Genomic DNA, 24913 nt, shown 5'->3' with positions numbered 1-24913 from the left:
GTCAGACCGTGATGTCCTCCAGCATCTCGGTCACCAGGGCGGCGATGGGCGAGCGCTCGGACCGCGTCAGCGTGACGTGGGCGAACAGCGGATGCCCCTTGAGCTTCTCGACCACGGCGACCACCCCGTCATGCCGTCCCACCCTGAGGTTGTCGCGCTGGGCGATGTCGTGCGTGAGGACCACGCGGGAGTTGGCGCCGATGCGCGACAGCACGGTCAGCAGGACGCCCCGCTCCAGCGACTGGGCCTCGTCCACGATCACGAAGGCGTCGTGCAGGGAGCGGCCACGGATGTGGGTGAGCGGGAGCACCTCCAGCATGCCCCGGTCGAGGACCTCCTCGATCACCTCGGGCGTGGTGACGGCGCCGAGCGTGTCGTACACCGCCTGCGCCCACGGCCCCATCTTCTCGTTCTCCGAGCCCGGCAGGTAGCCGAGCTCCTGGCCGCCCACGGCGTACAGGGGACGGAAGACGATGACCTTGCGGTGCTGGCGGCGCTCCAGGACCGCCTCCAGGCCCGCGCACAGGGCCAGGGCGGACTTGCCGGTGCCCGCACGCCCGCCGAGCGACACGATGCCGACCTCGGGGTCCATGAGCAGGTCCAGGGCGATGCGCTGCTCGGCCGAGCGTCCGTGCAGGCCGAACACCTCGCGGTCGCCGCGCACCAGGCGCACGGACTTGTCGGGCAGCACCCGTCCGAGCGCCGAGCCTCTGGTCGACAGCAGCCGCAGCCCGGTGTGCGCGGGCAGCTCCCGCGCCTCCTCCAGGTCGGCGGTACCGTGCTCGAAGAGCGACTCGACGTCCTCGGTGGTGACCTGCAGTTCGGACATGCCGGTCCAGCCGGACTCCACGACCAGCTCGGCGCGGTATTCCTCCGCCGAGAGCCCGATCGAGGCGGCCTTGACCCGCATGGGCAGGTCCTTGGACACCAGGACCACGTCGTGGCCCTCGGCCGCGAGGGACCGTGCCACGGTGAGGATGCGGGTGTCGTTGTCGCCGAGCCGGAAGCCGGCCGGCAGGATCGCGGGATCGCTGTGGTTGAGCTCCACCCTGATGGTGCCCTCGCCTATCGGCATGGGCTCGTCCAGTCTGCCGTGCTTCACCCGTAGGTCATCGAGGAAGCGGAGGGCCTTGCGGGCGAAGTAACCCAGCTCTGGGTGATGCCGCTTGGCCTCCAGTTCGGTGATGACGACGATCGGTAGAACTACCTCGTGTTCGGCGAAGCGGCCCATCGCCGCAGGATCGGCTAGGAGGACAGAGGTGTCCACAATGTAGGTACGCCTGGACGGCGTCGCGCTACCGGAAACAGTGGACGGGTTGCTCGAGGACACTGCCACGCGTTCTCCCCCGGGCGCCAGGAGTAAGCACCCTGCCAGATGAGGTGGTGAACGGACCGGGCCCGGTGCCGCGCCTCCAGGCGAACGAGGCGGTGCCGGGACCCGGCCCTCCTCGTCAAAAGGCGACGCAAGGGCGGACCCTCTCCCGAAGTAGGCCGTATGGACTGCCTACTACTTACGGTACGTCGAGCATTCCCCCTACCCAACAGCTCAACCAGGGGCGATAGGGGGTCCTCTCGGGGTGTCTCAGTTTCCGTACCGCCGGTGCCGCGCGGCGTACGACCGCAGCGCCCGCAAGAAGTCGACCCTGCGGAAATCAGGCCAGTAGGCCTCACAGAAGTAGAACTCGGAGTGGGCGCTCTGCCAGAGCAGGAATCCGGAGAGTCGCTGCTCTCCCGAGGTCCGGATGAGAAGATCCGGGTCGGGGAGGCCGCGCGTGTAGAGATGCTCCGCGATGTGCTCGACATCGAGGACCTCGACAAGCTCCTCGATGCTCGCGCCCTTGCTGGCGTGCTCCTGGAGGAGGGAGCGCACCGCATCAGCGATCTCACGCCTTCCTCCATACCCAACTGCAACGTTCACAATCAGCCCAGGTCGGCTCGATGTCACTTCTTTTGCATCTTTAAGGACTCTGGCCGTGCGATCGGGCAAAAGGTCTAGCGCGCCCATGGGGTTGACCCGCCACCCGCCGGTGACCAGGCCCTGGACCGTCTCCTCGATGATCTCCATGAGCGGGTCGAGCTCTTCTTTGGGCCGCGAGAGGTTGTCGCTCGACAGCAGCCAGACCGTGACGACCTCCACGCCGGCCTCGCGGCACCAGTCGACCAGCTCGGAGATCTTGTCCGCGCCCTTCTGGTGGCCGTGGCTGACGTCGCGCAGGCCCATGGCACGCGCCCAGCGGCGGTTACCGTCGACGATCACGCCGACGTGGCGGGGGATATCGGAGGACAGCTTCGTCTCGAGCCGGCGCTCGTACAGCCGGTACACGAGATCGCGCACGCCCATGGAGACCTCCCCTTCGCCGCCCGTCCGGTCAGGCGTTGGCAACACGCAATTATCACGCGCCCGAGCGCTTGTCCGTCCCCCGCGTCGGTTGCTGTTCCGTCCCGGTAACCCTAGTCAACGCCACACGGGACATAACACCCCAAAACCCCAGGCAAAGTGTCAGCCGAGCCGGTCGACCAGGGCGTGGTACTCGTCCCACAGCGCCTCGGGCAGGTGGGTGCCGAACGTCGCGAAGAACTCGGGGACCAGAGCGGCCTCCCGCTTCCACGCCTCGCGGTCGACCGACATCAGGGTCTCCATGTCGGCCTCGGACACCGAAAGGCCCTCGGTGTCCAGGGCGCCCTTGAGCGGCAGCAGCCCGATCGGGGTCTCCACGGCCCCGGCCTCGCCGTTCAGCCGCTCGACGATCCACTTGAGCACCCGGCTGTTCTCGCCGAACCCCGGCCACAGGAACCGGCCGGAGGCGTCCTTGCGGAACCAGTTGACGTAGTACAGGCGGGGCAGCAGATCGGCGTCCCCCGCCTGCCCGACGCTGATCCAGTGGGCGAAGTAGTCGCCCATGTTGTAGCCGCAGAAGGGCAGCATCGCGAACGGGTCGCGGCGCAGCTCGCCGACCGTGCCCTCGGCCGCCGCCGTCTTCTCCGAGGCCACGTTGGCCCCGAGGAAGACCCCGTGCGCCCAGCCGAACGACTCGGTCACCAGCGGCACGGCCGTCGCGCGACGCCCGCCGAACAGGATCGCCGAGATCGGCACGCCCTCGGGGTCGCGCCATTCGGGGGCGATCGTCGGGCACTGGGACGCCGGGGTGGTGAAGCGGGCGTTCGGGTGGGCGGCCGGCTCGGCGGAGTCAGGGGTCCAGTCGCGGCCACGCCAGTCGGTGAGGTGCGCCGGGGGCTCGTCCGTCATCCCCTCCCACCACACGTCGCCGTCGTCGGTCAGCGCGACGTTGGTGAAGATGCTGTTGCCCCACAGCGTCTTGATGGCGTTCGCGTTCGTGGACTCGCCGGTGCCGGGCGCGACGCCGAAGAACCCGGCCTCGGGGTTGATCGCGCGCAGCCGGCCGTCCTGGCCGAAGCGCATCCAGGCGATGTCGTCGCCGACCGTCTCGACCTTCCACCCCGGGATCGTCGGCCTGAGCATCGCGAGGTTGGTCTTGCCGCAGGCGGACGGGAAGGCGGCGGCGACGTAGCGGGTCTCGCCGCTCGGCGGGGTCAGCTTCAGGATGAGCATGTGCTCGGCCAGCCAGCCCTCGTCCCTGGCCATCACGCCGGCGATGCGCAGGGCGTAGCACTTCTTGCCGAGCAGGGCGTTGCCGCCGTAGCCGGAGCCGTAGGACCAGATCTCACGGGTCTCGGGGAAGTGGCTGATGTACTTGGTCGCGTTGCACGGCCACGGGACGTCCTCCTGGCCGGGCGCGAGCGGGGTCCCCACGGAGTGGACCGCCTTGACGAAGTCCCCCCGGGCCTCGATGAGGCGCAGGGCCTCGTCGCCCATGCGGGTCATGACGCGCATCGAGACGACGACGTACGGGGAGTCGGTGATCTCGACGCCGAGCTGGGAGATCTCGCCGCCGAGCGGGCCCATGCAGAAGGGCACGACGTACATGGTGCGCCCGCGCATGCAGCCGCTGAACAGCTTGCCGAAGGTCGCGCGCATCTCCCCGGGGGCGACCCAGTTGTTGGTCGGGCCGGCGTCCTCGGGGTCCTCGGAGCAGATGAAGGTGCGGTCCTCGACCCGGGCCACGTCGGTCGGGTCGGACGCGGCGTGGAAGCTGTTGGGGCGCTTGGTGAGGCGCGTGAAGGTGCCCTGCTTGACGAGCAGGTTCGTGAGGCGCGTCCACTCGTCCTCAGAACCGTCGCACCATTCGACGCGGTCGGGGCGGGTCAGCTCGGCGATCTCCTGGACCCAGGCCGCCAGTTCGGGGCGGGTCGTCGGGGCGGTCATCTCGATGGAAACTGACACGGGGCCGGCTCCTTACTCTCTGGCCAACATCATTAACGACAAAACGCGCCGAATCCAATTGGCGTAGACCAGTCAGTGAAACGGGGGTTCAAGTGGACCTCAAATCGGAAGATCCGTCTTACCCATTTCATTTCTGTTTCACGCCCGTGAATTCGATGCGCCGCCGTGGCCCCTGTCCGCTGCCCGTCGTATGACGTCACGGCAGGCAGGGACCGCGATGGTTCGTGGGAGTTTACCCACGCTTGACCGAGATAAAAGAGCCGTTCACCGTCGGGCGGCGCCAATGCCGCCCGGCGTCGAACACCAATTGGTATAGGCCAATCCGAATGGTCTAGGCCTGTCAAACAATTGGTTCAGTCCAATTTACGCATTGACGTCCGGGCCCTCGGAACGCACGCGGTCGACATGCTGGAGGGCATCGCGCAGGTCAGCGAGCCAGGTGTCGGTGTGACCGCCGACCAGCCGTACGCACCACGCGAGCGCGTCGCTGCGGCTGCGGGCGACGCCCGCGGCGACCAGTGTGTCGAGCACGCGCCGCTCCTGCTGGCGCAGGCGGGTCATGACCGGGATCGAAAGCGTGGTGAACATCACTGTCTCACCGTCGCTCGACACGCCCCAGGAGACCTTGCGGCGGAAGCGGTGCTCGGCCTCGCGGGCGATCTCGATGCGGCGCTCGCGGGTCTCCTCCCTGAAGCGCTGGATGTGCCCGTCGAGCAGGGCCGCCCGCTCCGCGCCGGAGGCCTCCGCCGCGGCGTCGGGCACGGGGAGCACGCCGACGACGGCTATCTCCTCGCGGTCGAGGACGAACTCGTGCTGCCCGGCGAACCAGTCCTGGGGCATGCGGCCGGTGAACCAGGAGATGATGACTGCTTCATCTGTTTCCATGTAATTGAGATTACACCCATACCGCCAAGTCTCAAGAGGCAGATATTGACAGGTGCTCGTTTTTGACAGTTACTATCAATTCATGGCTTCTTTCAGTTCTTCACGGCGGTGGTGGGCACTCGGCGCGCTCGTGCTGAGTGTGCTCGTCATCGGCCTGGACGCGACCGTCCTGAACGTCGCGCTCCCGACGCTCGCCACCGAACTCGGCGCGAGCACCAGCGACCTGCAGTGGATCGTCGTCGCCTACCTCGTGGTCTTCGCGTCCCTGCTGCTCCCCGCCGGGGCGCTCGGCGACCGGTTCGGGCGCAAGCGCGTGCTGATCGCCGGGCTCGCGGCCTTCGGCGTCGCCTCCGCGCTCGCCACCTTCGTGGACGGCGCGGGCTGGCTCATCGCCGCCAGGGCCGTCATGGGCGCGGGCGCCGCGGTGATCATGCCGGTCTCCACCTCGATCCTGCCCAGCGTCTTCCCGCCGCACGAGCGGGCGCGCGCCATCGCGGTGTGGACCGCCGGCATGGCGCTCGGCCTCCCGCTCGGCCCCATCGTCGGCGGCTACCTCCTCGACCACTTCTGGTGGGGATCGATCTTCCTCATCAACGTGCCCGCCGTCGCGATCGCCCTGGTGGCCGCGGTCTTCCTGCTGCCCGAGTCCCGCGACTCCTCGGCCGCCCGGGTGGACGTCGCGGGCGGCGTGCTCTCGGTGCTCGGGCTGGCCACCCTGGTCTACGGCGTGATCCAGGGCCCGGTGAACGGCTGGGGGGACGCCGGGGTCCTCGCGTCCGTCGGCGCAGGACTGGTGCTGCTCGCCGCCTTCGTCACGGTGGAGGCCAGGAGCCGCGCGCCCATGATGGACCTCGGCCTGTTCCGCAAGCGCGTGTTCCTGTGGGGGTCCATCGGCGCCACCTTCGTCTCGCTGGCGATGACCGGCGTGCTGTTCGTCGTCCCGCAGTACCTCCAGGCGGTGCTGGGCTTCGACGCCTTCGGGACCGGCATCCGGGTGGTCCCCATGGTGGCCGGGCTGATGGCCGGCGGGCTGGCGGGCGAGCGGCTGCTCAGGCCCGTGGGACTGCGCGGCATGATGACGGCCGGGCTGCTACTCCTCGCGGCCGGCCTCGGCATGGGCGCGCTCACCGGCGTCTCCGACGGGTACGGCTGGGCCGCAGCCTGGCTCGCGGTCACCGGCGCCGGGGTGGGCATGGCCATGGTGCCGGCCATGGACGGCGTCCTCGCCACGCTGCCGGAGGACCGGGCCGGGTCCGGCTCTGGCACCCTGCAGACCGTGCGGCAGGTCGGCGGGGCCGTCGGCGTCGCCGGGGTCGGCAGCGTGCTGTCCGCGCTGTACGTCGCGGGCCTGCCTTCGGGTGCGCCCGAGGCCGCCAGGGACTCGGTGTCGGTGGCCGTGAGCCTCGGCGACCGCGTCCTGACCGAGGCCGCGCACAGCGCGTTCGTGTCCGGCATGGACGGGGTGCTCGCGCTGTGCGCGGCGCTGTCGGTCCTGGCGGCCGTCCTGGTCGCCGCGTTCCTGCGCACGACCCCTGAGACGGCCGGGCCCGGCGATGGAGCCGGACGCGGTGGGACGGCCGAACCCGGCGCTGGGGCCGGGCTTGGTGCTTCCCCGGCGGCCGTGGTCCCGGTGGCCGCCGAAACGACGCGACCATAGATCCCGATCGCGCGAGGATGGAGACCGTACGCCGTCCGGCACGCGAGAATCGGAAGATGAGCTCACCTCCGCGCACCGAACAACAAAGCGGTCTTCGCGCCCGTAAGAAGGCCAAGACCCGCCGGGCCATCCAGGACCACGCGATGCGCCTGTTCGGTGAGCAGGGGTACGACTCGACCACGATCGAGCAGATCGCGGAGGCGGCGGAGGTCTCCCCCAGCACCTTCTTCCGGTACTTCCCCACCAAGGAAGACGTCGTCATCCAGGACGACTACGACCCGATGCTCGCCGCGGCCTTCCTGGCGCAGCCCGCGTCGCTCCACCCGCTCACCGCGATGCGCGGGGCGCTCAAGGAGGTCTTCGAGCTGGCCTTCGAGCAGGACAGGGCCACGATCGTCCAGCGCATCCGGCTCATCTGGTCGATCCCCTCCCTGCGCTCACGGCAGATGGAGGGCCAGGTCGCCACCGTCACCATGCTCACCGCCGCCATCGCCGAGCGCACCGGCCGCTCCGTGGACGACTTCGAGGTGCGCGTCTTCGCCGGCGCGGTCACGGGGGCCTGGATCTCGGCCATCCAGCGCTGGATCGAGTCCGACTGCCAGGAGTCGCTGCTCGACCTGCTGGACGAAGTGATGGACTTCCTCCAGAAGGGCATGCCCATCTAGCCCCGGAGGGCGGGTGGTGCGGGTGGGTCAGCGGACCCGGGCGGCCACCCAGGGGCTGACGCGGACGACCCCGGCGAGGTTCCTGGTGTACACGGGAGAGATCTTCACCACATCGCCCGTATGCGGCGCCTGCAGCATCTTGCCGTCGCCCCAGTAGATCGCCACGTGCGAGATGTAGCCGGGGTTGGTCGGGTCGTTGCGCCAGAACAGCAGGTCGCCCGGCTGGGCCTGGGCGAGCGGGACCTGGGGCCCGGTGACCCACTGCTGGTGGGTCACCCGGGGCATGGTCACCCCGGCCTGCTTGAACGCCCACTGCACCAGCCCGGAGCAGTCGAAGCTGTCCGGCCCCTCCGCGCCCCACACGTACGGCCGGCCGAGCTTGCCCGCCGCGGCCGTGAGCGCCACGCGGAGCTGGTCGGTCGACATGAACGAGCCGACGGGCCAGGAGGTGCGGGCCTGGGAGGGCGGGGTGAGCACGGGGTTGATCAAGGCGATCTGGGTGCCCTTGGGCAGGACCTTCAGCAGCCGGAGCCGCAGGCGCGTGGCGTCGACGCCGGGCGCGCTGACGACCAGGGCGTTGCGCGCGGGGATGCCGAGGGACGCGGCGACCTTCTCGGAGACCACCGCGTTGATCATTCCCATGCCGGTCGTGGCGTACGCGCCGACGCGGAGCTTCTGCGCTCCGGCGGAGACCGTGGAGCCGAGCGCCACCCCGCCGTCGCTGCCCAGGGTGAACGAGACCGCGATGTCCCCCCCGGCGACGCTGTTCCACAGGGCGTCGGACCTGGCGGTGGAACGTGGCGTGTAGGAACGGAACGTCGAGGGGTTCACGCCCATGGTCTGGACGCGCTTGCCGTCCATCACGACCTCGGCGGCGTTCACGACCTCGACCGTCTTGACGCCCCTGCCGGCGCCGACCCTGCGGACGGCGGCCCGGGACAGGGGGTGGGCCGCCACGACGAACAGATGGGGCTTGCGCAGCACCGACAGCGGCGCCGCCTCGGCGCGCTCGGGGACCGCCGCGGCCGGCAGGTCGCGGGTCGAGGCGACGTACCCGGCCTCGCGCTCGGGGAGCCGCTGCCGGGAGACGGCCACGGCGGCCCGCGACTCGCGCTTCTCGATCTCGCCGAGGACCATCAGGTCGGCGGCGAGCACGGCCACCAGGCCGACGGCGATGGCCGGGACGGAGCGGCGCAGCAGCCGTGGCACCGGGCGGGGCCGGACGCGGGCCAGGGGGCGGGGCCGGTAGCTGAGGTCCTCGCGCGCCTCCGACAGCGCGCCGCCCAGGTAGTCACGGACACCGCTCAGCCCCCGGGTGAGGCTTTCTCGGACGACGGCCGTGCCACGAGGTCGCCGATCGAGCACGTTCGCCCCCTTCGTCCTAGGTGTCACGTCGAGCGTTGACGACGGTGCCACATCGGCGTCGCGCCCGTCCAGGCGTGCGCCGTCCCCGTCAGTGCCTGATTGTCCCGAAGTCCGCCAGTGATGTCCGCTGTTTCGCCGTTAATCACGCATGATCCGCCGAAGCCATACTCCGGCGGATCATGTCACAGGTCTCGGACGCCGACGCTGGCGGCGTGTCTCAGTTGCCGATGTACGGCACCGCCTCGAGGATCTCGACGGTGTTCTGCCTGCCGTTGGGCAGGGTGTAGCTGGCCCTCTCACCGATCTTCTTGCCGTTGATCGCGGCGCCGAGCGGGGACCGTGGAGAGTAGACGTCGATCGGCGCGCCGCTCTCCTCGCGTGAGGCCAGCAGGAACGTCACCTCCTCGTCGTCACCGTCGAACCTGATGGTCACGGTCATGCCGGGCCCGACGACGCCCTCGGCGCGGGGTGGTTCTCCGACCCTCGCCTGGTCAAGGAGCTGGCGGAGCTGGAGGATGCGGCCCTCCATCTTGCCCTGCTCCTCCTTGGCGGCGTGGTAGCCGCCGTTCTCCTTGAGGTCGCCCTCTTCCCGGGCCGCTTCGATCTTCTTGGCGATGTCGACACGCCCGGGCCCCGAGAGATACTCAAACTCCGCCTTCAGGCGGTCGTACGCCTCCTGCGTCAACCAGGTGACGTTCTCTTCGCGGCTGTCGACCACGGGTTCTCCTTGCGTACTCGTGAGAGTTGCGAGTGTTCGAATTCGGGGAGACTAACAAATTAACCCGTCCGAACGCTTTCCCAAAAGTCTCATTGTACGAGATAGCAGTACTGGACGTGGCCCGAAGTGGCACGAGCACTGGTCTCCAGGCGCTCGGTGAGCTGGACATCGGCCTGTCCGCGGGGCAGGGTCACGTCGCGGCTGCCCACCTCGACGTGCTCGGTGTCGGTGGCGCGGAGCTTGCACACCGCCACCCGGTCGGCCGGTTTGTGGGCCTGGAAGGTGATCGTGATCGAGTTCGCGCCGCCCACCTCGAAAGCGATCACTTCGGTGAGAACGTCAGGATTTCCCTTCGCCGACATCATCACATAGCCCCACCCACCCATCGCGATCACGACAATGATCGCGATGACGGTGAAGATGATGGCCCGCCCGCTCCGCCCGAAGCGTCCTGGACGCTCCGGGAAGGTGCCCGGGACCCCGAGGACAGGTCCGGGCGCGCCCGAAGCGGCGGCTCTATCGGCCATGGCGGAATCTCTCAGCGGTACCTCGTCGTTGCACGAGACAATTGTCCCCTGCGGAGGCCACGCCCTGCGCCTCGCCCCACGAGAAAATGGCCTCTCGGGGGAGCTGACCTGTACACCTGAGGAGAAACCGAGCCGTGAGTGCACCACTGAGGCTGATGGCCGTCCACGCGCACCCTGACGACGAGTCGAGCAAGGGAGCCGCCACGATGGCGCGCTACACGGCCGAGGGCGTCGAGGTGCTCGTCTGTACGTGCACCGGCGGTGAACGCGGCTCGATCCTCAACCCCAAGATGGAACGGCCCGACATCCTGGAGAACATGGCCGAGGTCCGGCGCCAGGAGATGGAGACGGCCCGCGAGATCCTCGGCGTCCGGCAGAGCTTTCTCGGCTTCGTCGACTCCGGCCTGCCCGAGGACGAGAGCGAGCCGCTGCCCGAGGGCTGCTTCGCCCTCCAGCCCGTCGAGCTGGCGGCGGCCCCGCTGGTCGCGGCCGTGCGCGAGTTCCGCCCGCACGTGATCCTCACCTACGACGACGACGGCGGCTACCCGCACCCCGACCACATCATGACCAACAAGATCTCGATCGAGGCCTTCGAGGGGGCCGGCGACCCCGACCGCTACCCCGGCCTGGGCGACCCGTGGCAGCCGCTCAAGCTCTACTACCACATGGGTTTCACCAAGGAGCGGTTCGAGGCGCTCCACCAGGCGATGAACGAGCGCGAGATGGGCTCCCCGTACGGGGACTGGATCGCCCGCTGGGAGGACCGCCCGCAGAAGTGGGAGGTCACCACTCGCGTCCCCTGCGGCGACTTCTTCGAGACGCGCGACCTGGCGCTGCTCGCCCACGCCACCCAGGTCGACCCGGACGGCTTCTGGTTCGTCTGCCCGCGCGACCTGCAGCAGGAGATCTGGCCGACCGAGGACTACCACCTGGCCAGGTCGCTGGTCGACACCGAGCTCCCCGAGGACGACCTGTTCACCGGCATCCACGCGGGCGAGGTGTCCCGCGCCCAGATCTGACGGCGGTCCGCGCCTTCCCGGCAGGTCACCGACCTGCCGCCGGAGGCGCGGCCCCCAGGTGGCAGACTTGACGCGTGACCGATCTCACCGCACACATCGCCGCGCAGGCGGCCGCCGCCCCAGCGACCCCGGTCGGTCCCGGCCTCGTCGGCTTCCTGGTGGTCGCCGCGATCGGTGTCGCGCTGTACTTCCTGGTGAAGTCGATGAACAGGCACATCTCCAAGATCGAGGCCCCGCACGAGGCCGATCTCGAGCGGCCGGCGGCCGGGCAGGAATCCGAGCAGCGACCCAACGGGACCCACTGAGCGCCGTGGTCCACGAGAGGAACCCCCCATGGACCACGCGGTCGACGTGTCCGACAACCACGATGCCAGGCGCTTCGAGATCACCGTGGACGGCCGGATCGCCGGGTTCGCGGCCTACCGGCGCAAGCCCGGTCAGCTCGTCTTCACCCACACCCAGATGGACGACGAGTTCGAGGGCCAGGGGCTCGGCGGCCGCCTGATCCGCGAGGCGCTCGACTCCGCGCGTGGCGCCGGGACCTCCGTCGTGCCCCTCTGCCCCTTCGTCGCCGCGTTCATCGAGCGCCACCCCGAGTACGCCGACCTCGTCCCCGAAAGCACCGACGCCTAGCGGACGGGCCCGCTTCGGGGCGTCACTCGGGGGACCAGGCGCGTTCCAGGGCTTTCGGCAGGCCCCACCAGCCGAGCGGCGTGAGGATCGCCTTGTCGTCCACGATGCCGAGCCGCTCCCACAGCGGGGTGACCGACGTGAACAGCGCTTCGGTGGTCTCCAGGTCCTCGGGGTCGTCCATCTCCACGTCGATGTCCTCGGACTCGGCGACGAACCTGGCGATGCGCTCGGGCGAGGCGAGCACGCCGGGGCCGCGCCTGGCCAGCGCGATGACGGCGGCGAGCCAGTCGGCGTGGTGGATCGTGCAGATGGCGGCCAGCGCCGCGTCCTCCTGGCTGAGCTCGCCCTCCAGGTCCCAGAACTGGTGCTCGTCGTCGTCCTGCAGGTCGGAGACGGGCGAGGCGACGCCGGCGGCCAGCATGAGCCACAGTTCGACGTCGCTCTCGGGCAGCGGCTCGCCGTCGAGGCCCGCGCACACCTTGAGCACCGTGCCGGGGTAGCCGGGCTCGGCGAGCAGCAGGCGCAGCCGGCGCGCGGCCTCCGCGAGGTCGGCGGTCGGGCACGACGGCTCGGGCAGGTCGGCGAGCACGCGGTGCAGCTCGCTGAGCGCGAACGCCTCCTCCTCGTCCCAGGTGGCGAACAGGCCCTCGTCGAGCTCGTCGCCGACCGCGACGCTGGGCACGCGGCCGTCGGGAAGCGCGGTGGACAGCCAGCGGTCCTGGATCCCCTCGTAGACCTCGCGCGCGTCCGCGTCGCCGGAAACGAGCAGGTCGGGCTCGATGTCCCCGGCGGTCACGTGCTCCTCGAGGTGGGACACGAGCCGCTCGTACAGCTCCGCCGCGACCGGGCCGCGCTCGCCCTCCTCGGGCCAGACGAAGTAATTGCGGGTGATGAGGATCGGCTCGGTGCCGGTGGACTCCAGCCACCGCTGGACGTCGCCGACCGTCGCCACTCCGGCCTCGATGGCGGTGAGCGTGCTCTTCGCCGAGTCCCAGAACGCGGACGACAGCGGGTTGCCCGCCGCCAGCATCGCGCGGCGCAGGTCGGGGACCGCCACCAGCGCCTGCCCGCTCGGCACCGCGAGCAGCGCCCGCGCCACGTCCCGCCGGGTCAGCAGGGCCGAGTGCCGGCCGGCGTATTCGCTGACGAAGTCCAGATCCACGTTCACGCCCCGTGAGCCTACGCGCATGCGCGTGAAGGTGACAGCGTGACCGCCGGTCTCCGGCGGCGCCGCGCGGCGCGCGCGGGTGCGACGTACACGACATGACAGTGCAGGACAGGACGAAAGGCCCTAGCGGTGGCCGCTGACCTGGGCAAAGGGTGAAATGAAGACATTGCTTCGCACCTGAGGAGGGGCCATGACCGTGACCCAGACGTCGCGCGTGAGCCGAGAACGAAACAGAACGACATCCGCGTCCAACGGCGATCTGATCGGGCTGGACACGCCTGTCGTCAGCTTCCACGTCCACCGCCCGCACATGCCCCGGATGCCGCGAATGCCTCGCATGTCGCGCATGCCGGGCATGAACGGGCCGCGCGAGCAGGAGATGGGCCGGGCGATGGAGACCGCCAAGACGTTCCTGCCGCCGGCCGAGCGCCTCGCCTACTACGGCGGGCTCGGCCTGCTCGCGGTCATCGGGCTGCTGGAGTGGCCCGTCGCCGCCGCGATCGGCGCCGGGACGCTCCTCGCGTCACGGGCGGCGGGCGGGCACGAGCAGGCCATGCCGGCCTCGATGCCGGCCTCGATGCCCGCCTCGCGCCCGGCGTCGCGCTCGCGCACGTCGGCGAGCGGCCGCAGGACGACGAGCCGGGCGACCGGCACCTCACGCACGAGCGGGACCTCACGTACCGGCGGGACCACGCGTACGAGGGCCGCCTCCGGCACCGGGACCACGCGCAGCCGGGCCACCGGGACGACCGGAACGACGCGCACCAGGACCACCGGGACCGGGACGACGCGCAGCCGGGCCACGGGGACGGGGACGACGCGTAGCCGGGCCACGGGGACGACCGGGGCAGCGCGCGCGTCCAGGGCGACCGGAGCGGCCGGCACCACGCGCGGCCGGGCCACCGGCACGACCAGGGCCACCGGGACCACGCGCAGCCGGGCCACCGGCACCACCACACGTGCAAGGGCCACTGGGGCCACCACACGCGCAAGGGCGACCGGCACCACGACGCGTGCCAGGGCCACCGGCACGACCACGCGTGCCAGGGCCACCGGCACGACCGCGCGGGGCCGGGCCGCCGGCACCACCACGCGGAGCCGGGCCACGGGGACCACCCGCAGCCGGGCCACCGGGACCACCCGCGCGCCGGCCACACGGTCCAGGACCTCCGCCGCCTCGCGGCCGTCCAGGTCGACGGGCACGGGGACCACCCGAGCCAGGACCGCCGCGGCGTCCAGCACCTCGCGCACCCGGGCGACCGGCACCACGCGCAGCCGGGCCACCGGGACCACGCGCACGTCGCGGACCTCCGCGGCGACGTCGAAGACGCCCACGAGGACGTCAGCCCGTGCCACGACCAAGACGGCCTCCCGGACGGCGACGGCCCGCAAGCCCGCGGGCTCGACGTCCCGAGGAACCGGGTCCACCGCCTCGCGGAGCGGGTCCACCGCCTCACGTACGTCGTCCGCCGCATCGCGAAGCGGATCCACCGCATCGCGTACGGGATCCACCGCCTCGCGGACCGGAACCACCGCCTCGCGCACCGGATCCACCGCCTCGCGTACGGGATCCACCGCCTCGCGCGGCGGGACCGCCGCCACGCGGAGCGGGCCGGCTCCCATGCGGGCCGGATCGGCGCCCGCACGGCCGGGACCGGCTCAGCAAACACCCGGATCCATGCCGTCGCCGAACGGCCCCGCGCAGTCGCCATCAATGAGTACAGATAGGCGTTCAACCGCCTGACCTGGGCATACTTAGGTCGAATGATCAGACCGCGGACACGCGGTCTGATCGGCTTGTCGGCACCCGGGTCCTGGAGGCGTTGTGTTCCTGCTACGTGAACTCAGGGGACCGGTCGGCCTTCTCGCCTCCTTGCTGCCCGAGACCGTCCGGGGGACGCTCCCCCTCCCCCGGCGGGTCCACCCGTGCGTGGGAGGGCTGCGCGTCGAGCTGCGCAGGGTCGGCGGCCCGGGGACCTCCGGCGAGGCCCGCGTCCTCGAAGAGCGTCTGAGCGAGCTCAGCGGGGCCGACCGGGTGGAGGTCAACGGCCGGCTCGGCTTCGTCTACGTCGGGTGCGACCCTGACACCGCCGACATCGGCAAACTGCTGGCCATCGTCGACGAGCTGGACGTGGCCGAGCCGGACGCCGTCGTGCCCACGGCCCGGCACGCGCTGGAGAACCAGGCACGCGCCGTGGTGGAGCTGGGCGCCGGGCTCGCGGGCGTCGGGATGACCATCGTCGGCCAGGTGACGCGGGTGGCCAAGGTGCCGGCCGCGGTGCCCGCGCTCATGCAGCTCGCCGAGGCCACGCCGAAGGTGCGCCACGAGCTGGAGCGGCGCGTCGGGCACCCGACCGCGAACCTGGTGTTCGCCACGACGCGCTTCGCCGCCCAGACGCTCGCGCTGCGGCCGTTCGGCCTGTTCATCGACACGATGGCGGCGGCGGGCCGCTGTTTGGAGGCCGGAGTGGGCCGCCAGGCGTGGCGGTCCAGGGAGGAGGAGTTCGCCGCGAGGAAGGGCAGCTACCGCCACCTGCGCACCGCCGTCACCGCCCGCCCGCACCCCGTGCCGTCCGGGCCGGTCGAACGCTACTCCGACGCCCTCAGCCTCGGCGCGCTCACCTCGTACGGCGTGACCACGGTCATCAGCCAGGACCAGGAGCGCGCGCTCGCCATGCTCGTCGCGGGGACGCCCAGGGCGGCCAGGATCGGCAGGGACGCGTTCGTCAGCGCCGTGGGCCGCGCCGTGGCGCGCCAGGGGGCCCTGGTGCTGGACCGCGACGCGATCCGGGTGATGGACCGCGTCGACACGGTGGTCTTCGACGCCGACATCCTGACGCTGACCTCGTGGACCGTGCACGAGATCATCCCGCTCGCCTCGGCGGCCGACGTCGGCGCCGACGAGCTGCATTCCCACGTGTACACGCTCCTGGAGGGCACCGGCGCCGCCGTGCGCCACGAGCGGGGGGACTGGGCCGCCGAGGCGCTGGCCACCGTTCCCGCCCTGGCCGCGCACTGGCGGGAGAAGGGGATCCGGCCCACCGTCGTCACCCACCGGGGCGAGAAGGTCGCCCTGGTGGGCGTGGTCCCCGAGGTCCAGCCGTTCGCCGAGGCGCTCGTCGCGGCCGCGGGCGGCACGTGCGACGTGGTCATCGCCGGGGGCGACCCGAGCCTGGCCTGGCGGCTGGGCGCCGGGAAGGTCGTCGCGGGAGGCAATCGACTGCACCTGTCCGTGCGGGCCCTCCAGGCGTCCGGGCACACCGTCGCCGTGGTGACCGGCCGGTCCCGCCGGGGTCTGCGCGAGGCCGATCTGGGCATCGGCGTGCTCTCCCGCGCCGGCCGCCCGGCGTGGGACGCGGACGTGATCGGCGGGCCCGAGACCGCGCACCTGCTGCTGCGGTCGGTGACCCTGGCCCGGACGACGAGCGAGCGCTGCGTGAAGGTGTCCGCGGCCGGGGCCGCGCTCGGGGCCGCGCTGGCCGTACTCGGCCCGGGGGCCGGGTCGATCGGCCGGGTGCAGCTCGCCGGGGACTGCACCTCGCTGGTGGCCCTGGTGACGGGCGCGTGGACCGGCCGCGACGTCGGGCGCGGGGGGCTGCCGCCGCGTGCCGACCGCACCCCCTGGCACGCCCTCCCCGCCGAGGACGTGCTGGCGCGGGTCTCCTCGACGCAGGCGGGCCTCACCGAGGCCGAGGCCGCGCGCCGCAGGACCGCGCCCGGTCCGCAGCGGCGGGAGACCCCGGGGCCGGCCTCGCTGCTCCGCGCGACCGCCGAGGAGCTCGCCAACCCGCTGACCCCGGTGCTGGCCCTGGCCGCCGGGGTGTCGGCCGCCATGGGGTCGGCCCTGGACGCCGTGCTGATCGGCGGGGTGCTGGCCGTCAACGGGCTCATCGGCGGCGCCCAGCGGACTAACGCCGACCGGGCGCTGACCCGGCTCACCGACGCCACCGCCGTGCCCGTGCGGGTGCGCCGCCCCGGCGGGCAGGTCGACGCGACCGCCGACGATCTCGTACGGGGGGACGTCATCGAGCTGCGGTCGGGGGACGCGGTGCCCGCCGACTGCCGGGTGCTGGAGGAAGACGGCCTCGAGGTCGACGAGTCGCCCCTGACCGGCGAGTCGATGCTGGTCACCAAGTCGCCGTCGCCCACCGCCGCGCTCGCCGTGGCCGACCGGGGCTCGATGGTCTACCAGGGCACCACGATCGCCGCGGGCACCTGCGTGGCCGTGGTGGTGGCGACCGGGACGGCCACCGAGGCGGGCCGCACCCTCGCGGAGGGGCGGCCTGACGCGCCGCCGACCGGGGTGGAGCTGCGGTTGCGCGCCCTGAGCCGCCAGATCATGCCGGTCGCCGTCGGGTCGGGCGCGCTGCTGATGCTCACCAGCCTGCTGCGCCGCGCACCGCTGGCGACGGCGCTCGCCCCGGCGGTGAGCCTCGCCGTGGCCGCCGTGCCCGAAGGGCTCCCGTTCATCGCCACCGTCGCCGAGCTGGCGGCGGCCAGGCGGCTCTCGACCCGCGAGACCCTCGTACGCAACCCGTCGACGATCGAGGCGCTCGGGCGGGTGGACGTGCTGTGCTTCGACAAGACCGGCACGCTCACCGAAGGCCACATCAGTCTGCGGCGCATCTCCGACGGCCGCTTGGAGCACCCCGCGGAGGACCTGCCTGCGGCGTTCCGGCCGATCCTCGCGGCGGCGTTGCGCGCCGGGCCGCAGCTCGGCGGCGAGCGTGCCGTCCCGCACCTCACCGACCGCGCGGTGGTGGAGGGCGCCCAGCGGCTCGGCGTCCTGCCGTCGGACGGGCTGGACGGCTGGCACCGGGTGGACGAGATGCCGTTCGAGTCGGCGCGGGGCTACCACGCCGTGCTGGGGGCGCCGGAGACGCCCCCGCCCGGCGGCGGGGGCGCGCTCCTGCTCAGCGTGAAGGGCGCGCCCGAGGTGGTGCTCACCCGGTGCACGACCATGCTGACCGACGGGGAGGTGACGGCCCTGGACGAGGAGGCGGGCCACTCGCTCGCCAAGGAGGTCGACCGGCTGGCCCAGCAGGGGTACCGCGTGCTCGCCGTGGCCGAGCGGGCCGCCTCCAGCCACCGCGACCTGGACGAGTCCCGCGTCGGCGGGCTGTGCTTCCTCGGGTTCCTCGGGCTGGCCGACCCGGTCAGGCCGGCGGCGGCCCGCAGCGTGGACCGGCTGGTGCGCGCGGGCGTGCGGGTCGTCATGATCACCGGCGACCACCCGAGCACGGCCGAGGCCATCGCCGCCGAGCTCAACGTGCTGGGCGGCCTGCGGGTCATGACCGGGCCCGAGCTGGACGCGATCGACGACGACGCGCTGGCCGCGATCCTTCCCGAGGTGTCGGTCTTCGCCCGCGCCACCCCGGCGCACAAGTCGCGGATCGTCACCGGGCTGCGGCAGGCGGGCAAGATCGTGGCCGTGACCGGCGACGGCGCCAACGACGCCCCGGCCATCCGGCTCGCCGACGTCGGCGTGGCGCTCGGCTCGCGGGCCACGCCCGCCGCGCGGGCGGCCGCCGACGTTGTGGTGACCGACGACCGCATCGAGACGATCGTGGAAGCGATCGTCGAAGGGCGGGCGATGTGGAGCTCGGTGCGCGACTCGCTGGGCATCCTGCTCGGCGGCAACCTCGGGGAGATCGTCTTCACCGTCGGGTCCAACCTGGTCGCCGGCCGCAACACGCTGAACGCGCGGCAGCTCCTGCTGGTCAACCTGCTCACCGACATGCTGCCTGCTCTGGCGATCGCCATCCGGCCGCCGAGCGCCACGAGCCCGGAGCGGCTGCTCATGGAGGGCCCCGAGGCGTCCCTGGGCGCCGCGCTCACCCGCGACATCTACCTGAGGGCGGTGACCACGGCGGCGGCGGCCTCGGTGGCCTGGGTGCTCGCGCGGGCCACGGGGACGGAGTCGCGTGCCGACACCGTGGGCCTGATCGGCCTGGTGTCGGCCCAGCTGGTGCAGACGCTGGCGGTCGGGGGCCGGGACCGCACGGTCATGGCGGCGGCGACGGTGTCCCTGGCCTGCCTGTTCGTGGCGGTCTCGACGCCGGGGGTGAGCCGGCTCTTCGGGTGCCGGCCGGTCGGGCCGTTCGGCTGGGCCATCGGGCTCGGCAGCGGGGCGGCGGCCGGGCTGGCCGGGCGGCTGTTCCATCCGCCGGACGGCAATGGTCACCATTCGTTCATCGCTTCGTCACTTGGATCTGGACATATAGTCACATAGGGCATCAATGGTGTATAAAGCAGTCAAAACCCCTACTGTGAGGTTCCTATGTACAACTTCTTCGCCTCTGTGCTGGCCAAAGCCGCTGTGATGATGGTCGAGGCGCTTGTCGTGCGCCTCGTCCAGGGCTGGATCAACAGGGCCGCCCCCCAGGCGGCCTGACCCCCCCGGCCCCGGGTCCATGATGGAGGGCATCCGTCAGGGAGGTTCCGGTGGCCGATCGCCCGTACGTCCTGCTGTCGGTCGCGATGTCGATCGACGGCTACATCGACGACGCCTCCGGCGAGCCGCTCGCGCTGTCCAATGACGCCGACTTCGACCGTGTGGACGAGGTGCGCGCCGGTTGTGACGCGATCTTGGTGGGCGCGGGGACGATCCGCGCCGACGACCCGAGGCTGCTGGTCCGCTCCCCGGCCCGCCGTGCCGAGCGCGTACGGCGGGGACTCGGCGCGACCCCGGTCAAGGTCACGCTGACCGGCCGGGGCGATCTCGACCCCGCCGCGCGCTTCTTCACCGCGGGCGACGTCGAGAAGATCGTCTACGTGGGCGGCCCCGGCGTGGGCACCGCCCGCAAGAGCCTGTCGAAGGTCGCCACCGTGGTCGACGCCGGCGACCCGATCGGCCTGCCCGGCGTGCTGGCCGACCTCTCCGCGCGCGGGGTGCGGCGGCTGATGGTCGAGGGCGGGACCGCGATCCACACGCTCTTCCTCACCTCGGGGCTGGTGGACGAGCTGCACGTCGTGGTCGCCCCGTTCTTCGTCGGCGACCCGGCCGCGCCCCGCTTCACCGGCGACGGCCCGTTCCCGTACGGCCCGGCCGGCCGGATGCGCCTCGCGGAGGCCCGCCCGATCGGCGACGTGGTCCTTCTGCGCTACCTCCCCCGCCCGCCCGGCGACACCGATGACCGGCGGTGGCTCGGGGAGAGCATCGAGTTGTCGCGGCGCTGCCCGGTGTCGGCGACCGCGTTCGCCGTCGGGGCGATCGTCGTGGACGCCGGCGGGCAGGTCATGGCCACCGGGTACTCGCGGGAGGACGACCCCCACGACCACGCCGAGGAGGCCGCGCTGGCGAAGATCGCCCCGGGCGACCCCCGGCTGGCCACCGCGACGATCTACAGCTCCCTCGAACCGTGCACCACGCGGGCGTCACGTCCGCGCGGGTGCACCGAGCTCATCCTGGACGCGGGCCTGCGGCGGGTGGTGTTCGCCTGGCGCGAACCGGACCGCTTCGCCGACTGCACGGGCGCCGAGACCCTCCGCCAGGCCGGCGTCGAGGTCGTCGAACTGCCCGACCTGGGCCCCCAGGTCCGCGAGATCAACGCCCACCTGTTCGACGTCTGACCGCGACCCCCTCCCGATCATCGACACCCGCCACGGGCAGGACCGGAAGGGCCGCTCGCCACGGCGCGCTGGGCTCAGAGGCCGCTCGCCATGGCGCCACGGGTCAGAGGCCGCTCGCCATGGCGCCACGGGTCAGAGGCCGTTCACCACGGGCGGGTCAGCCGGGCGGGGTCGAGGGGGCCGTTCACGCGGGGGCCGGGCGGGTGGTCCCTGGTGATCTCGGTCAGCCTCCGGCGGACCAGGTCGTCGCGGAACGCGCGATGGCGGGCCGCCTCCTCGCGCGAGGGCTCGGGGGCGTGCGGAGTGAGCGGGTGGCCGTCCAGCCCGCGCCCGTAGCGCGCCGCCTCGGAGATCCACCTCTCGGCGGGCGGCCCGCCCACCGGACCGGACGGCGCCCACCAGTGCGCCCCCGTCCCCACCGGGAGGACCATGACACCCCCTGGCCTCATCGGCGCGTCCGCCCACCGTTCCGCCGTGTCCATCGCCGCCAGGGCGCCGGGCGGCACGGGGCGGTCGAGGGGGACTCCCCGGTCGATCAGGAACGCCGAGCGGGTGACGAACCCCCCCTCGGCCCCGGGCAGCCGTTCCCGGAGGTGGGCCATGAGGATCAGCCCGTGGACCGGCAGCCGCTCGCACCCGGCCATCCGCAACCCCGGCGGCCCGCCGTCCTCCTCGCCCGCCGGTACGACGCTCATCGGGAGGAACTCCACCGTCCGGAGGTACGCCGCCGCCTCCCCGGCCCCGGACCCGCACACGGGGCAGTCCACGACCGCGATCCTGAGCGGCCCGGGGAAGCACGCCGTCCGCTGGAACCCCTCGGCCTCCCGCGCCGCCATCCGGCCCAGGACACCCCCCATGGCACCACCCGAGGACGCGGCGACGCGCCCCCCGGCCGGGCCGTCGGACAGGCCCTGGTCAAGGGCGGCGAGGGCGAGTTCGATCAGGGCCTCGCGGGCGCCGGGGGTGAGGCGGGCGGCCTCGGCGGCCAGGAGCCCGGAGTCGACCCATCCGGCGACGGCCGCCCGCCGCAACGGCGCGACGAGGTCCACGGCCCGCGCCCCTTCCCCGGCGGCCGTCCTGGGGACGTGACCGACGTGACCGGCGGCGGGGACCGCGACGGAGCCGACGGGAACGGGAGTGGCGACCGAATCGGCGGGAACGGGGGTGGCGTCGATGCCGAGGAGGTAGGCGGCGGCCCACAGTTCGGTGGCGGTGGCGGGCGAGACCCCCGACTCCGACAGGGTCAGGGCCACGCGGCGTCCGGCCGCGGAGGCCAGGTACGCCGCCAGCGGGCCGAGCACGGCGGCGTGTCCGAGGCCGAGCACACCGCACCAGTCGCTCCACCGCCCGAACGGATGCCGGACGCAGTCGTCGTCCACCGGACGCAGGAAGCCGACGAAGCAGGTGCCGAAGGCGAAGGTGACCGAGAAGTCCCAGGAGGGCGCGCCCGCCGCCCGCATCACCGCCCCCTTGTCGAACAGCGGCGGCGCCGTCCACCGCTCGGGCGGGAGGTCGGCGCCGGGCAGCAGCACGGTGGCGCGCCGCACGCCGTGGCCCGCGTTCCCCGCGACGCTGGCGGTCTCGTCGTGGTCGAGCAGGTGGGGGACGGCCGCCAGGACGCACCGGTCGCGCTCGCGCAGGAAGCGGTCGATCACGGTGTCGTCGTCGCGGACCAGGTCGTCGACCCCCGCCAGGTAGGCGGCCAGGTCGGCGGCGAGCCCCACCGGCAGGACGAGACCCTGGGTCGGCACCCACTCACCGGGGACCAGCCGCGCCCACGCGGCGCCGCCCGCCGCCGCCTGGCGGATCGCGTAGGAGTTGTAGGGGGCGTTCCAGTGCGCGTAGAGCGCGAGCGCGTCGCCGGGCCTGGCGGCGACCGCGTCGCGGAGCTTGGCGGCGAACCCGGCGACCGGGAGCACGTCGTCCTGGAGGACCAGGTGGTGGGTGGTGTCCGGGCTCCACGCCGCCCAGGCGCGTTTCGCCGTGCGCAGCGGGCTGGGGAAGGCGGCGGGGTCGGGGTCGGGGACGGGGATGAGCCGCATCGGCAGGCACGCCTCGGCGAGCCGGGCGATCCGGTGCCTCCTGCCGGGGTGGTACATGACGGCGACGCCGATCCGAGGGGGCGTCATCCCCGCCCGCCACCTGCGGCGGGGTCGAAGGTGGGGGCGGGGAGCCAGCGGACCTCGCGCGCGATCCTGGCGGCCTCGCCCTCGACGAGGTCCACCGCCCACGGGGGGTAGGCCCGCAGCGAGGGGGCGAGCAGGGCCCGGTCGAAGGACGAGGGGCCGAACAGGGTCCGGAAGCCGTGCAGCGGCAGGATCTCCAGGTCGGGGACGCGGAGACGCGCCTGTTCCGCGAGCCCCCGGTCGGGTTCCAGGCAGACGGCGCCCCCCGTGACCGAGGCCAGGCAGTCGGCGCCGAACAGCACGGTCGAGGGGCCAGGGTCCGCGCCGACGCCGTCCGGCCAGGCGCGGGCCAGCAGGAGCCGGTCCTTGGACGCGCGGCGCAGCTCGGCGAGGCGCGGGTGGAGTTCGTGCGCCCAGCAGATGGTGGACACCTCGACGACCGGGTCGACGTGCTTTCTCAGCAGGAGCAGGGCGTGCTCGTCGTAGCTGGGCCGCAGCGCGGCCAGGTCGCGCTCGTGGGGGATCTCGACGCTCGCCGCGCGGCGGGCCAGCGCGAAGGTCAGCCCCTTCTCGTACAGGCGCCGGGCGAACTCGACGTCCTCGCCACTCCAGCCCACGAAGTCGGCGTCGAAGCCGCCGACCGCGCGGAAGTCGCCGGCGCCGACGGACACGTTGCCGGTCCAGTAGAAGATCCACGGGGCGGCGCAGGCGTCCAGCCGGTCGCCGTGTTCGCGGTAGCTCGGCTCGCGCATGTCCAGGTGGCGGCCGGTCCTGGTGAACCGGCCGATCAGCTCGTCCGGGGGCCGGCCGACGTCCTCGCCGCCGACCCGCCCGGCGACGTCGTGGTCGTAGCCGAAGATGTAGCCGATCACCGCGCGCCCGCCACGTTCGTGGGCGGCGAGGTGCGCGGCCAGCAGGTGGCGCGAGGCGAGCATCCCGCTGTCCAGGAAGACCAGGACGTGCCCCCTGGCGACGGCCGCGCCGAGGTTGCGCGCCTGCCCGGCCCGGAACCCCAGGTCCTCCTGGTGGACGTATCCGGTCCGCATGGGCCCGGCGTGGCTTTCGGCCACGGCGCGGGTGTCGTCGGAGGACCCGTCGTCGGCGACGATCACCTCGTACCGGTCCAGGGGCAGGTCCTGCAGGGCCAGGGTGCGCAGGGTGCGGTCCAGCTCCCTGGCCCGGTTGTAGGTGGGGATGATGACGGAGACGTCCGGTGCTCGGCCGTCAGCCAATGAGCGCCTCCTCAAGGACGGTGGTGTCGAGCACGTCGGCCACCGGGGGCAGCGTCCCGATGCCCCGCGCCTTCAGCCCCGCGTAGACGGGTCCGCCGAGCCGGGCCGGGTCGATCGCGCACAGCTTGTCGCCCTGGTCCCCCCGGATGAGAGCGGCCTGCACCTGGTTCTCTCGCATGGACGCCTTCGGGTCGAGCCCGAGGTCCTTGCCGTACTTCTCGACGGTGAGCCTGGTGCCGAGCGCCGGGTCCTTGAGGTCCTGCTGGTAGCCGCGGACCACGGCGCGCAGGTAGCCGACGAACCGCGCACGGTCGGCCTTGAGGTCGGCGCGCCTTACGGCCATGACGAGCGCGTAGTCGGGCAGGCCGAGCTGTCCCTGGGTGACGCTGACCACGTCGGCGCCCTGCTGCTCCAGCGCCAGGGGCTGGGCGGTGACGTAGCACGCCATCACGTCGCAGTCCCCCTTGGTGAGCGCGGTGGTGCCGGCGCCCACCGGCACCCGTTCGTAGCGCACGGGCAGCTTGTTGACCTTGAGGATGGCCTCCACCAGCACCTCGGCGCCCGGTGACAGGCCGATGCGCTTGCCGACGAGGTCCTTGGCCGTGCGGACGGGCTTGGCGGCGAGGCTGACGAAGCCGCCGGGGCTCTCCTGGAACACCGCTCCGATGGCCACCAGGTCGGCCTCGCTCTGGCGGGCCTTGATCAGGGCGCCGAAGTCCACCAGGGCGACGTCGGCGCCGCCGGCGGTGACGACGCTGACGGCGTCGGGGATGTTCGGCCCGCCGGCCAGCAGCGGCGCGGACAGCCCTTCCTTCTTGAAGTAGCCCTGTTCCTCGGCGATGTAGAGGCCGGCGAACGTGACGGTCTTCAGCCAGGAGAGCTGGGTGCGCACGGTCTTCCCGCCGCCGCCCCCGCCCGTGCCTGAGGCCGTCGAAGTGCACGCGGTGAGCATTCCCGCGGCGCCGAGTCCGCCCAGAACCGTGGTGGTGCGGAGGAAGCCGCGCCGGGACACCTGATCCACGCTGTCCATCCTTTTCTCGTGC

At 72.4% G+C, this 24913-nt stretch carries 19 protein-coding genes and 1 pseudogene; 8 read left to right on the top strand and 12 right to left on the bottom strand.

Going from position 1 to position 24913, the window contains the following annotated elements; translation table 11 throughout:
* Position 1: 1 nt before the first annotated feature.
* From NYZ98_RS18540 to NYZ98_RS18525, 4 genes are all read right to left on the bottom strand, one after another.
* Positions 2 to 1270 (bottom strand): PhoH family protein, encoded by a 1269-nt coding sequence (locus NYZ98_RS18540; protein WP_380706791.1) that lies wholly within the window; start codon positions 1268 to 1270, stop codon positions 2 to 4.
* Between the two features lie 312 nt (positions 1271 to 1582).
* Positions 1583 to 2341 carry an isoprenyl transferase gene (locus tag NYZ98_RS18535; protein WP_262844060.1) on the bottom strand — a complete coding sequence of 253 codons (759 nt, stop codon included), beginning with the start codon at positions 2339 to 2341 and terminating at the stop codon, positions 1583 to 1585.
* A 159-nt stretch (positions 2342 to 2500) separates the two neighbouring features.
* Entirely contained in the window at positions 2501 to 4285 is a 1785-nt protein-coding gene (locus NYZ98_RS18530) for a phosphoenolpyruvate carboxykinase (GTP) (protein WP_262844077.1), read from the bottom strand.
* A 381-nt stretch (positions 4286 to 4666) separates the two neighbouring features.
* A complete protein-coding gene (locus NYZ98_RS18525; protein ID WP_262844059.1) occupies positions 4667 to 5188 on the bottom strand; it encodes a hypothetical protein in 522 nt (173 codons plus the stop codon).
* 82 nt (positions 5189 to 5270) lie between these two features.
* Here NYZ98_RS18525 and NYZ98_RS18520 point away from each other — a divergent pair, with 82 nt between their 5' ends.
* Both NYZ98_RS18520 and NYZ98_RS18515 read left to right on the top strand, forming a co-directional pair.
* Positions 5271 to 6845 carry a DHA2 family efflux MFS transporter permease subunit gene (locus NYZ98_RS18520; RefSeq protein WP_262844058.1) on the top strand — a complete coding sequence of 525 codons (1575 nt, stop codon included), beginning with the start codon at positions 5271 to 5273 and terminating at the stop codon, positions 6843 to 6845.
* A 56-nt stretch (positions 6846 to 6901) separates the two neighbouring features.
* Positions 6902 to 7510 (top strand): acyl-CoA-like ligand-binding transcription factor, encoded by a 609-nt coding sequence (locus tag NYZ98_RS18515; protein ID WP_262844057.1) that lies wholly within the window; start codon positions 6902 to 6904, stop codon positions 7508 to 7510.
* Positions 7511 to 7537: 27 nt separating this feature from the next.
* Here the strand turns inward: NYZ98_RS18515 and NYZ98_RS18510 are convergent, their stop codons facing one another.
* The 3 genes from NYZ98_RS18510 to NYZ98_RS18500 all read right to left on the bottom strand — a co-directional run bounded on the left by NYZ98_RS18510 (position 7538) and on the right by NYZ98_RS18500 (position 10120).
* Positions 7538 to 8875 (bottom strand): C40 family peptidase, encoded by a 1338-nt coding sequence (locus NYZ98_RS18510; protein WP_262844056.1) that lies wholly within the window; start codon positions 8873 to 8875, stop codon positions 7538 to 7540.
* A gap of 217 nt (positions 8876 to 9092) precedes the next feature.
* Positions 9093 to 9593, bottom strand: a complete 501-nt coding sequence (greA, locus tag NYZ98_RS18505; protein WP_262844055.1) for a transcription elongation factor GreA — start codon at positions 9591 to 9593, stop codon at positions 9093 to 9095.
* Between the two features lie 89 nt (positions 9594 to 9682).
* Positions 9683 to 10120, bottom strand: a complete 438-nt coding sequence (locus tag NYZ98_RS18500; protein WP_262844054.1) for a DUF4307 domain-containing protein — start codon at positions 10118 to 10120, stop codon at positions 9683 to 9685.
* Positions 10121 to 10254: 134 nt separating this feature from the next.
* On the opposite strand from NYZ98_RS18500, the gene mca reads away from it, so the two are divergent.
* The 3 genes from mca to NYZ98_RS18485 all read left to right on the top strand — a co-directional run bounded on the left by mca (position 10255) and on the right by NYZ98_RS18485 (position 11772).
* Positions 10255 to 11139 (top strand): mycothiol conjugate amidase Mca, encoded by an 885-nt coding sequence (gene mca / locus NYZ98_RS18495; protein ID WP_262844053.1) that lies wholly within the window; start codon positions 10255 to 10257, stop codon positions 11137 to 11139.
* Between the two features lie 74 nt (positions 11140 to 11213).
* The gene (locus NYZ98_RS18490) at positions 11214 to 11444 is read left to right on the top strand and encodes a hypothetical protein (protein ID WP_262844052.1); all 231 of its coding nucleotides are present in this window, start codon (positions 11214 to 11216) and stop codon (positions 11442 to 11444) included.
* Between the two features lie 28 nt (positions 11445 to 11472).
* On the top strand, positions 11473 to 11772 hold the full coding sequence (locus NYZ98_RS18485) for a GNAT family N-acetyltransferase (RefSeq protein ID WP_262844051.1): 300 nt from the start codon (positions 11473 to 11475) through the stop codon (positions 11770 to 11772).
* A 22-nt stretch (positions 11773 to 11794) separates the two neighbouring features.
* On the opposite strand, the gene NYZ98_RS18480 is transcribed toward NYZ98_RS18485, so the two are convergent.
* Together NYZ98_RS18480 and NYZ98_RS18475 are read right to left on the bottom strand one after the other, a co-directional pair.
* Positions 11795 to 12940, bottom strand: coding sequence for a hypothetical protein (locus NYZ98_RS18480; protein WP_262844050.1), 1146 nt, complete (start codon positions 12938 to 12940; stop codon positions 11795 to 11797).
* Positions 12941 to 13378: 438 nt separating this feature from the next.
* Positions 13379 to 14563, bottom strand: a complete 1185-nt coding sequence (locus NYZ98_RS18475) for a hypothetical protein (RefSeq protein ID WP_262844049.1) — start codon at positions 14561 to 14563, stop codon at positions 13379 to 13381.
* 202 nt (positions 14564 to 14765) lie between these two features.
* Here NYZ98_RS18475 and NYZ98_RS18470 point away from each other — a divergent pair, with 202 nt between their 5' ends.
* From NYZ98_RS18470 to NYZ98_RS18460, 3 genes and pseudogenes are all read left to right on the top strand, one after another.
* Positions 14766 to 19172 (top strand): HAD-IC family P-type ATPase, encoded by a 4407-nt coding sequence (locus NYZ98_RS18470; RefSeq protein WP_262844048.1) that lies wholly within the window; start codon positions 14766 to 14768, stop codon positions 19170 to 19172.
* A gap of 248 nt (positions 19173 to 19420) precedes the next feature.
* A pseudogene (locus NYZ98_RS18465) lies at positions 19421 to 19978 on the top strand (RibD family protein); the annotation flags it as partial.
* Positions 19979 to 19996: 18 nt separating this feature from the next.
* Entirely contained in the window at positions 19997 to 20512 is a 516-nt protein-coding gene (locus NYZ98_RS18460) for a deaminase (protein WP_380706789.1), read from the top strand.
* A 143-nt stretch (positions 20513 to 20655) separates the two neighbouring features.
* Here NYZ98_RS18460 and NYZ98_RS18455 read toward each other — a convergent pair whose 3' ends face one another.
* The 3 genes from NYZ98_RS18455 to NYZ98_RS18445 are packed head-to-tail and all read right to left on the bottom strand — an operon-like array spanning position 20656 to position 24891.
* Complete coding sequence (locus tag NYZ98_RS18455; protein ID WP_262844047.1) at positions 20656 to 22641, bottom strand: hypothetical protein; 1986 nt, start codon at positions 22639 to 22641, stop codon at positions 20656 to 20658.
* On the bottom strand, positions 22638 to 23870 hold the full coding sequence (locus NYZ98_RS18450; RefSeq protein WP_262844046.1) for a glycosyltransferase: 1233 nt from the start codon (positions 23868 to 23870) through the stop codon (positions 22638 to 22640). The genes NYZ98_RS18455 and NYZ98_RS18450 overlap by 4 nt, the downstream gene beginning before the upstream one ends.
* Complete coding sequence (locus tag NYZ98_RS18445) at positions 23863 to 24891, bottom strand: ABC transporter substrate-binding protein (protein WP_262844045.1); 1029 nt, start codon at positions 24889 to 24891, stop codon at positions 23863 to 23865. Before NYZ98_RS18445 ends, NYZ98_RS18450 begins: the two co-directional genes overlap by 8 nt.
* Positions 24892 to 24913 lie beyond the last annotated feature (22 nt).

This window comes from Sphaerisporangium corydalis (genome assembly GCF_025506355.1).
GTDB lineage: Bacteria > Actinomycetota > Actinomycetes > Streptosporangiales > Streptosporangiaceae > Sphaerisporangium > Sphaerisporangium corydalis.
The sequence above is the reverse complement of the archived record's forward strand: the minus strand, read 5'-3'. Positions and strand labels throughout refer to the sequence as shown.

What these genes read in the sequence shown, in the direction of transcription:
- NYZ98_RS18520 (WP_262844058.1), top strand. Translation starts at nt 5,271, where the DNA reads ATGGCTTCTTTCAGTTCTTCACGGCGGTGGTGGGCACTCGGCGCGCTC.
- NYZ98_RS18500 (WP_262844054.1), bottom strand. Translation starts at nt 10,120, where the DNA reads ATGGCCGATAGAGCCGCCGCTTCGGGCGCGCCCGGACCTGTCCTCGGG.
- NYZ98_RS18535 (WP_262844060.1), bottom strand. Translation starts at nt 2,341, where the DNA reads ATGGGCGTGCGCGATCTCGTGTACCGGCTGTACGAGCGCCGGCTCGAG.
- NYZ98_RS18530 (WP_262844077.1), bottom strand. Translation starts at nt 4,285, where the DNA reads ATGACCGCCCCGACGACCCGCCCCGAACTGGCGGCCTGGGTCCAGGAG.
- NYZ98_RS18525 (WP_262844059.1), bottom strand. Translation starts at nt 5,188, where the DNA reads ATGGAAACAGATGAAGCAGTCATCATCTCCTGGTTCACCGGCCGCATG.
- NYZ98_RS18455 (WP_262844047.1), bottom strand. Translation starts at nt 22,641, where the DNA reads ATGACGCCCCCTCGGATCGGCGTCGCCGTCATGTACCACCCCGGCAGG.
- NYZ98_RS18460 (WP_380706789.1), top strand. Translation starts at nt 19,997, where the DNA reads ATGCGCCTCGCGGAGGCCCGCCCGATCGGCGACGTGGTCCTTCTGCGC.
- NYZ98_RS18515 (WP_262844057.1), top strand. Translation starts at nt 6,902, where the DNA reads ATGAGCTCACCTCCGCGCACCGAACAACAAAGCGGTCTTCGCGCCCGT.
- NYZ98_RS18485 (WP_262844051.1), top strand. Translation starts at nt 11,473, where the DNA reads ATGGACCACGCGGTCGACGTGTCCGACAACCACGATGCCAGGCGCTTC.
- NYZ98_RS18475 (WP_262844049.1), bottom strand. Translation starts at nt 14,563, where the DNA reads ATGGGAGCCGGCCCGCTCCGCGTGGCGGCGGTCCCGCCGCGCGAGGCG.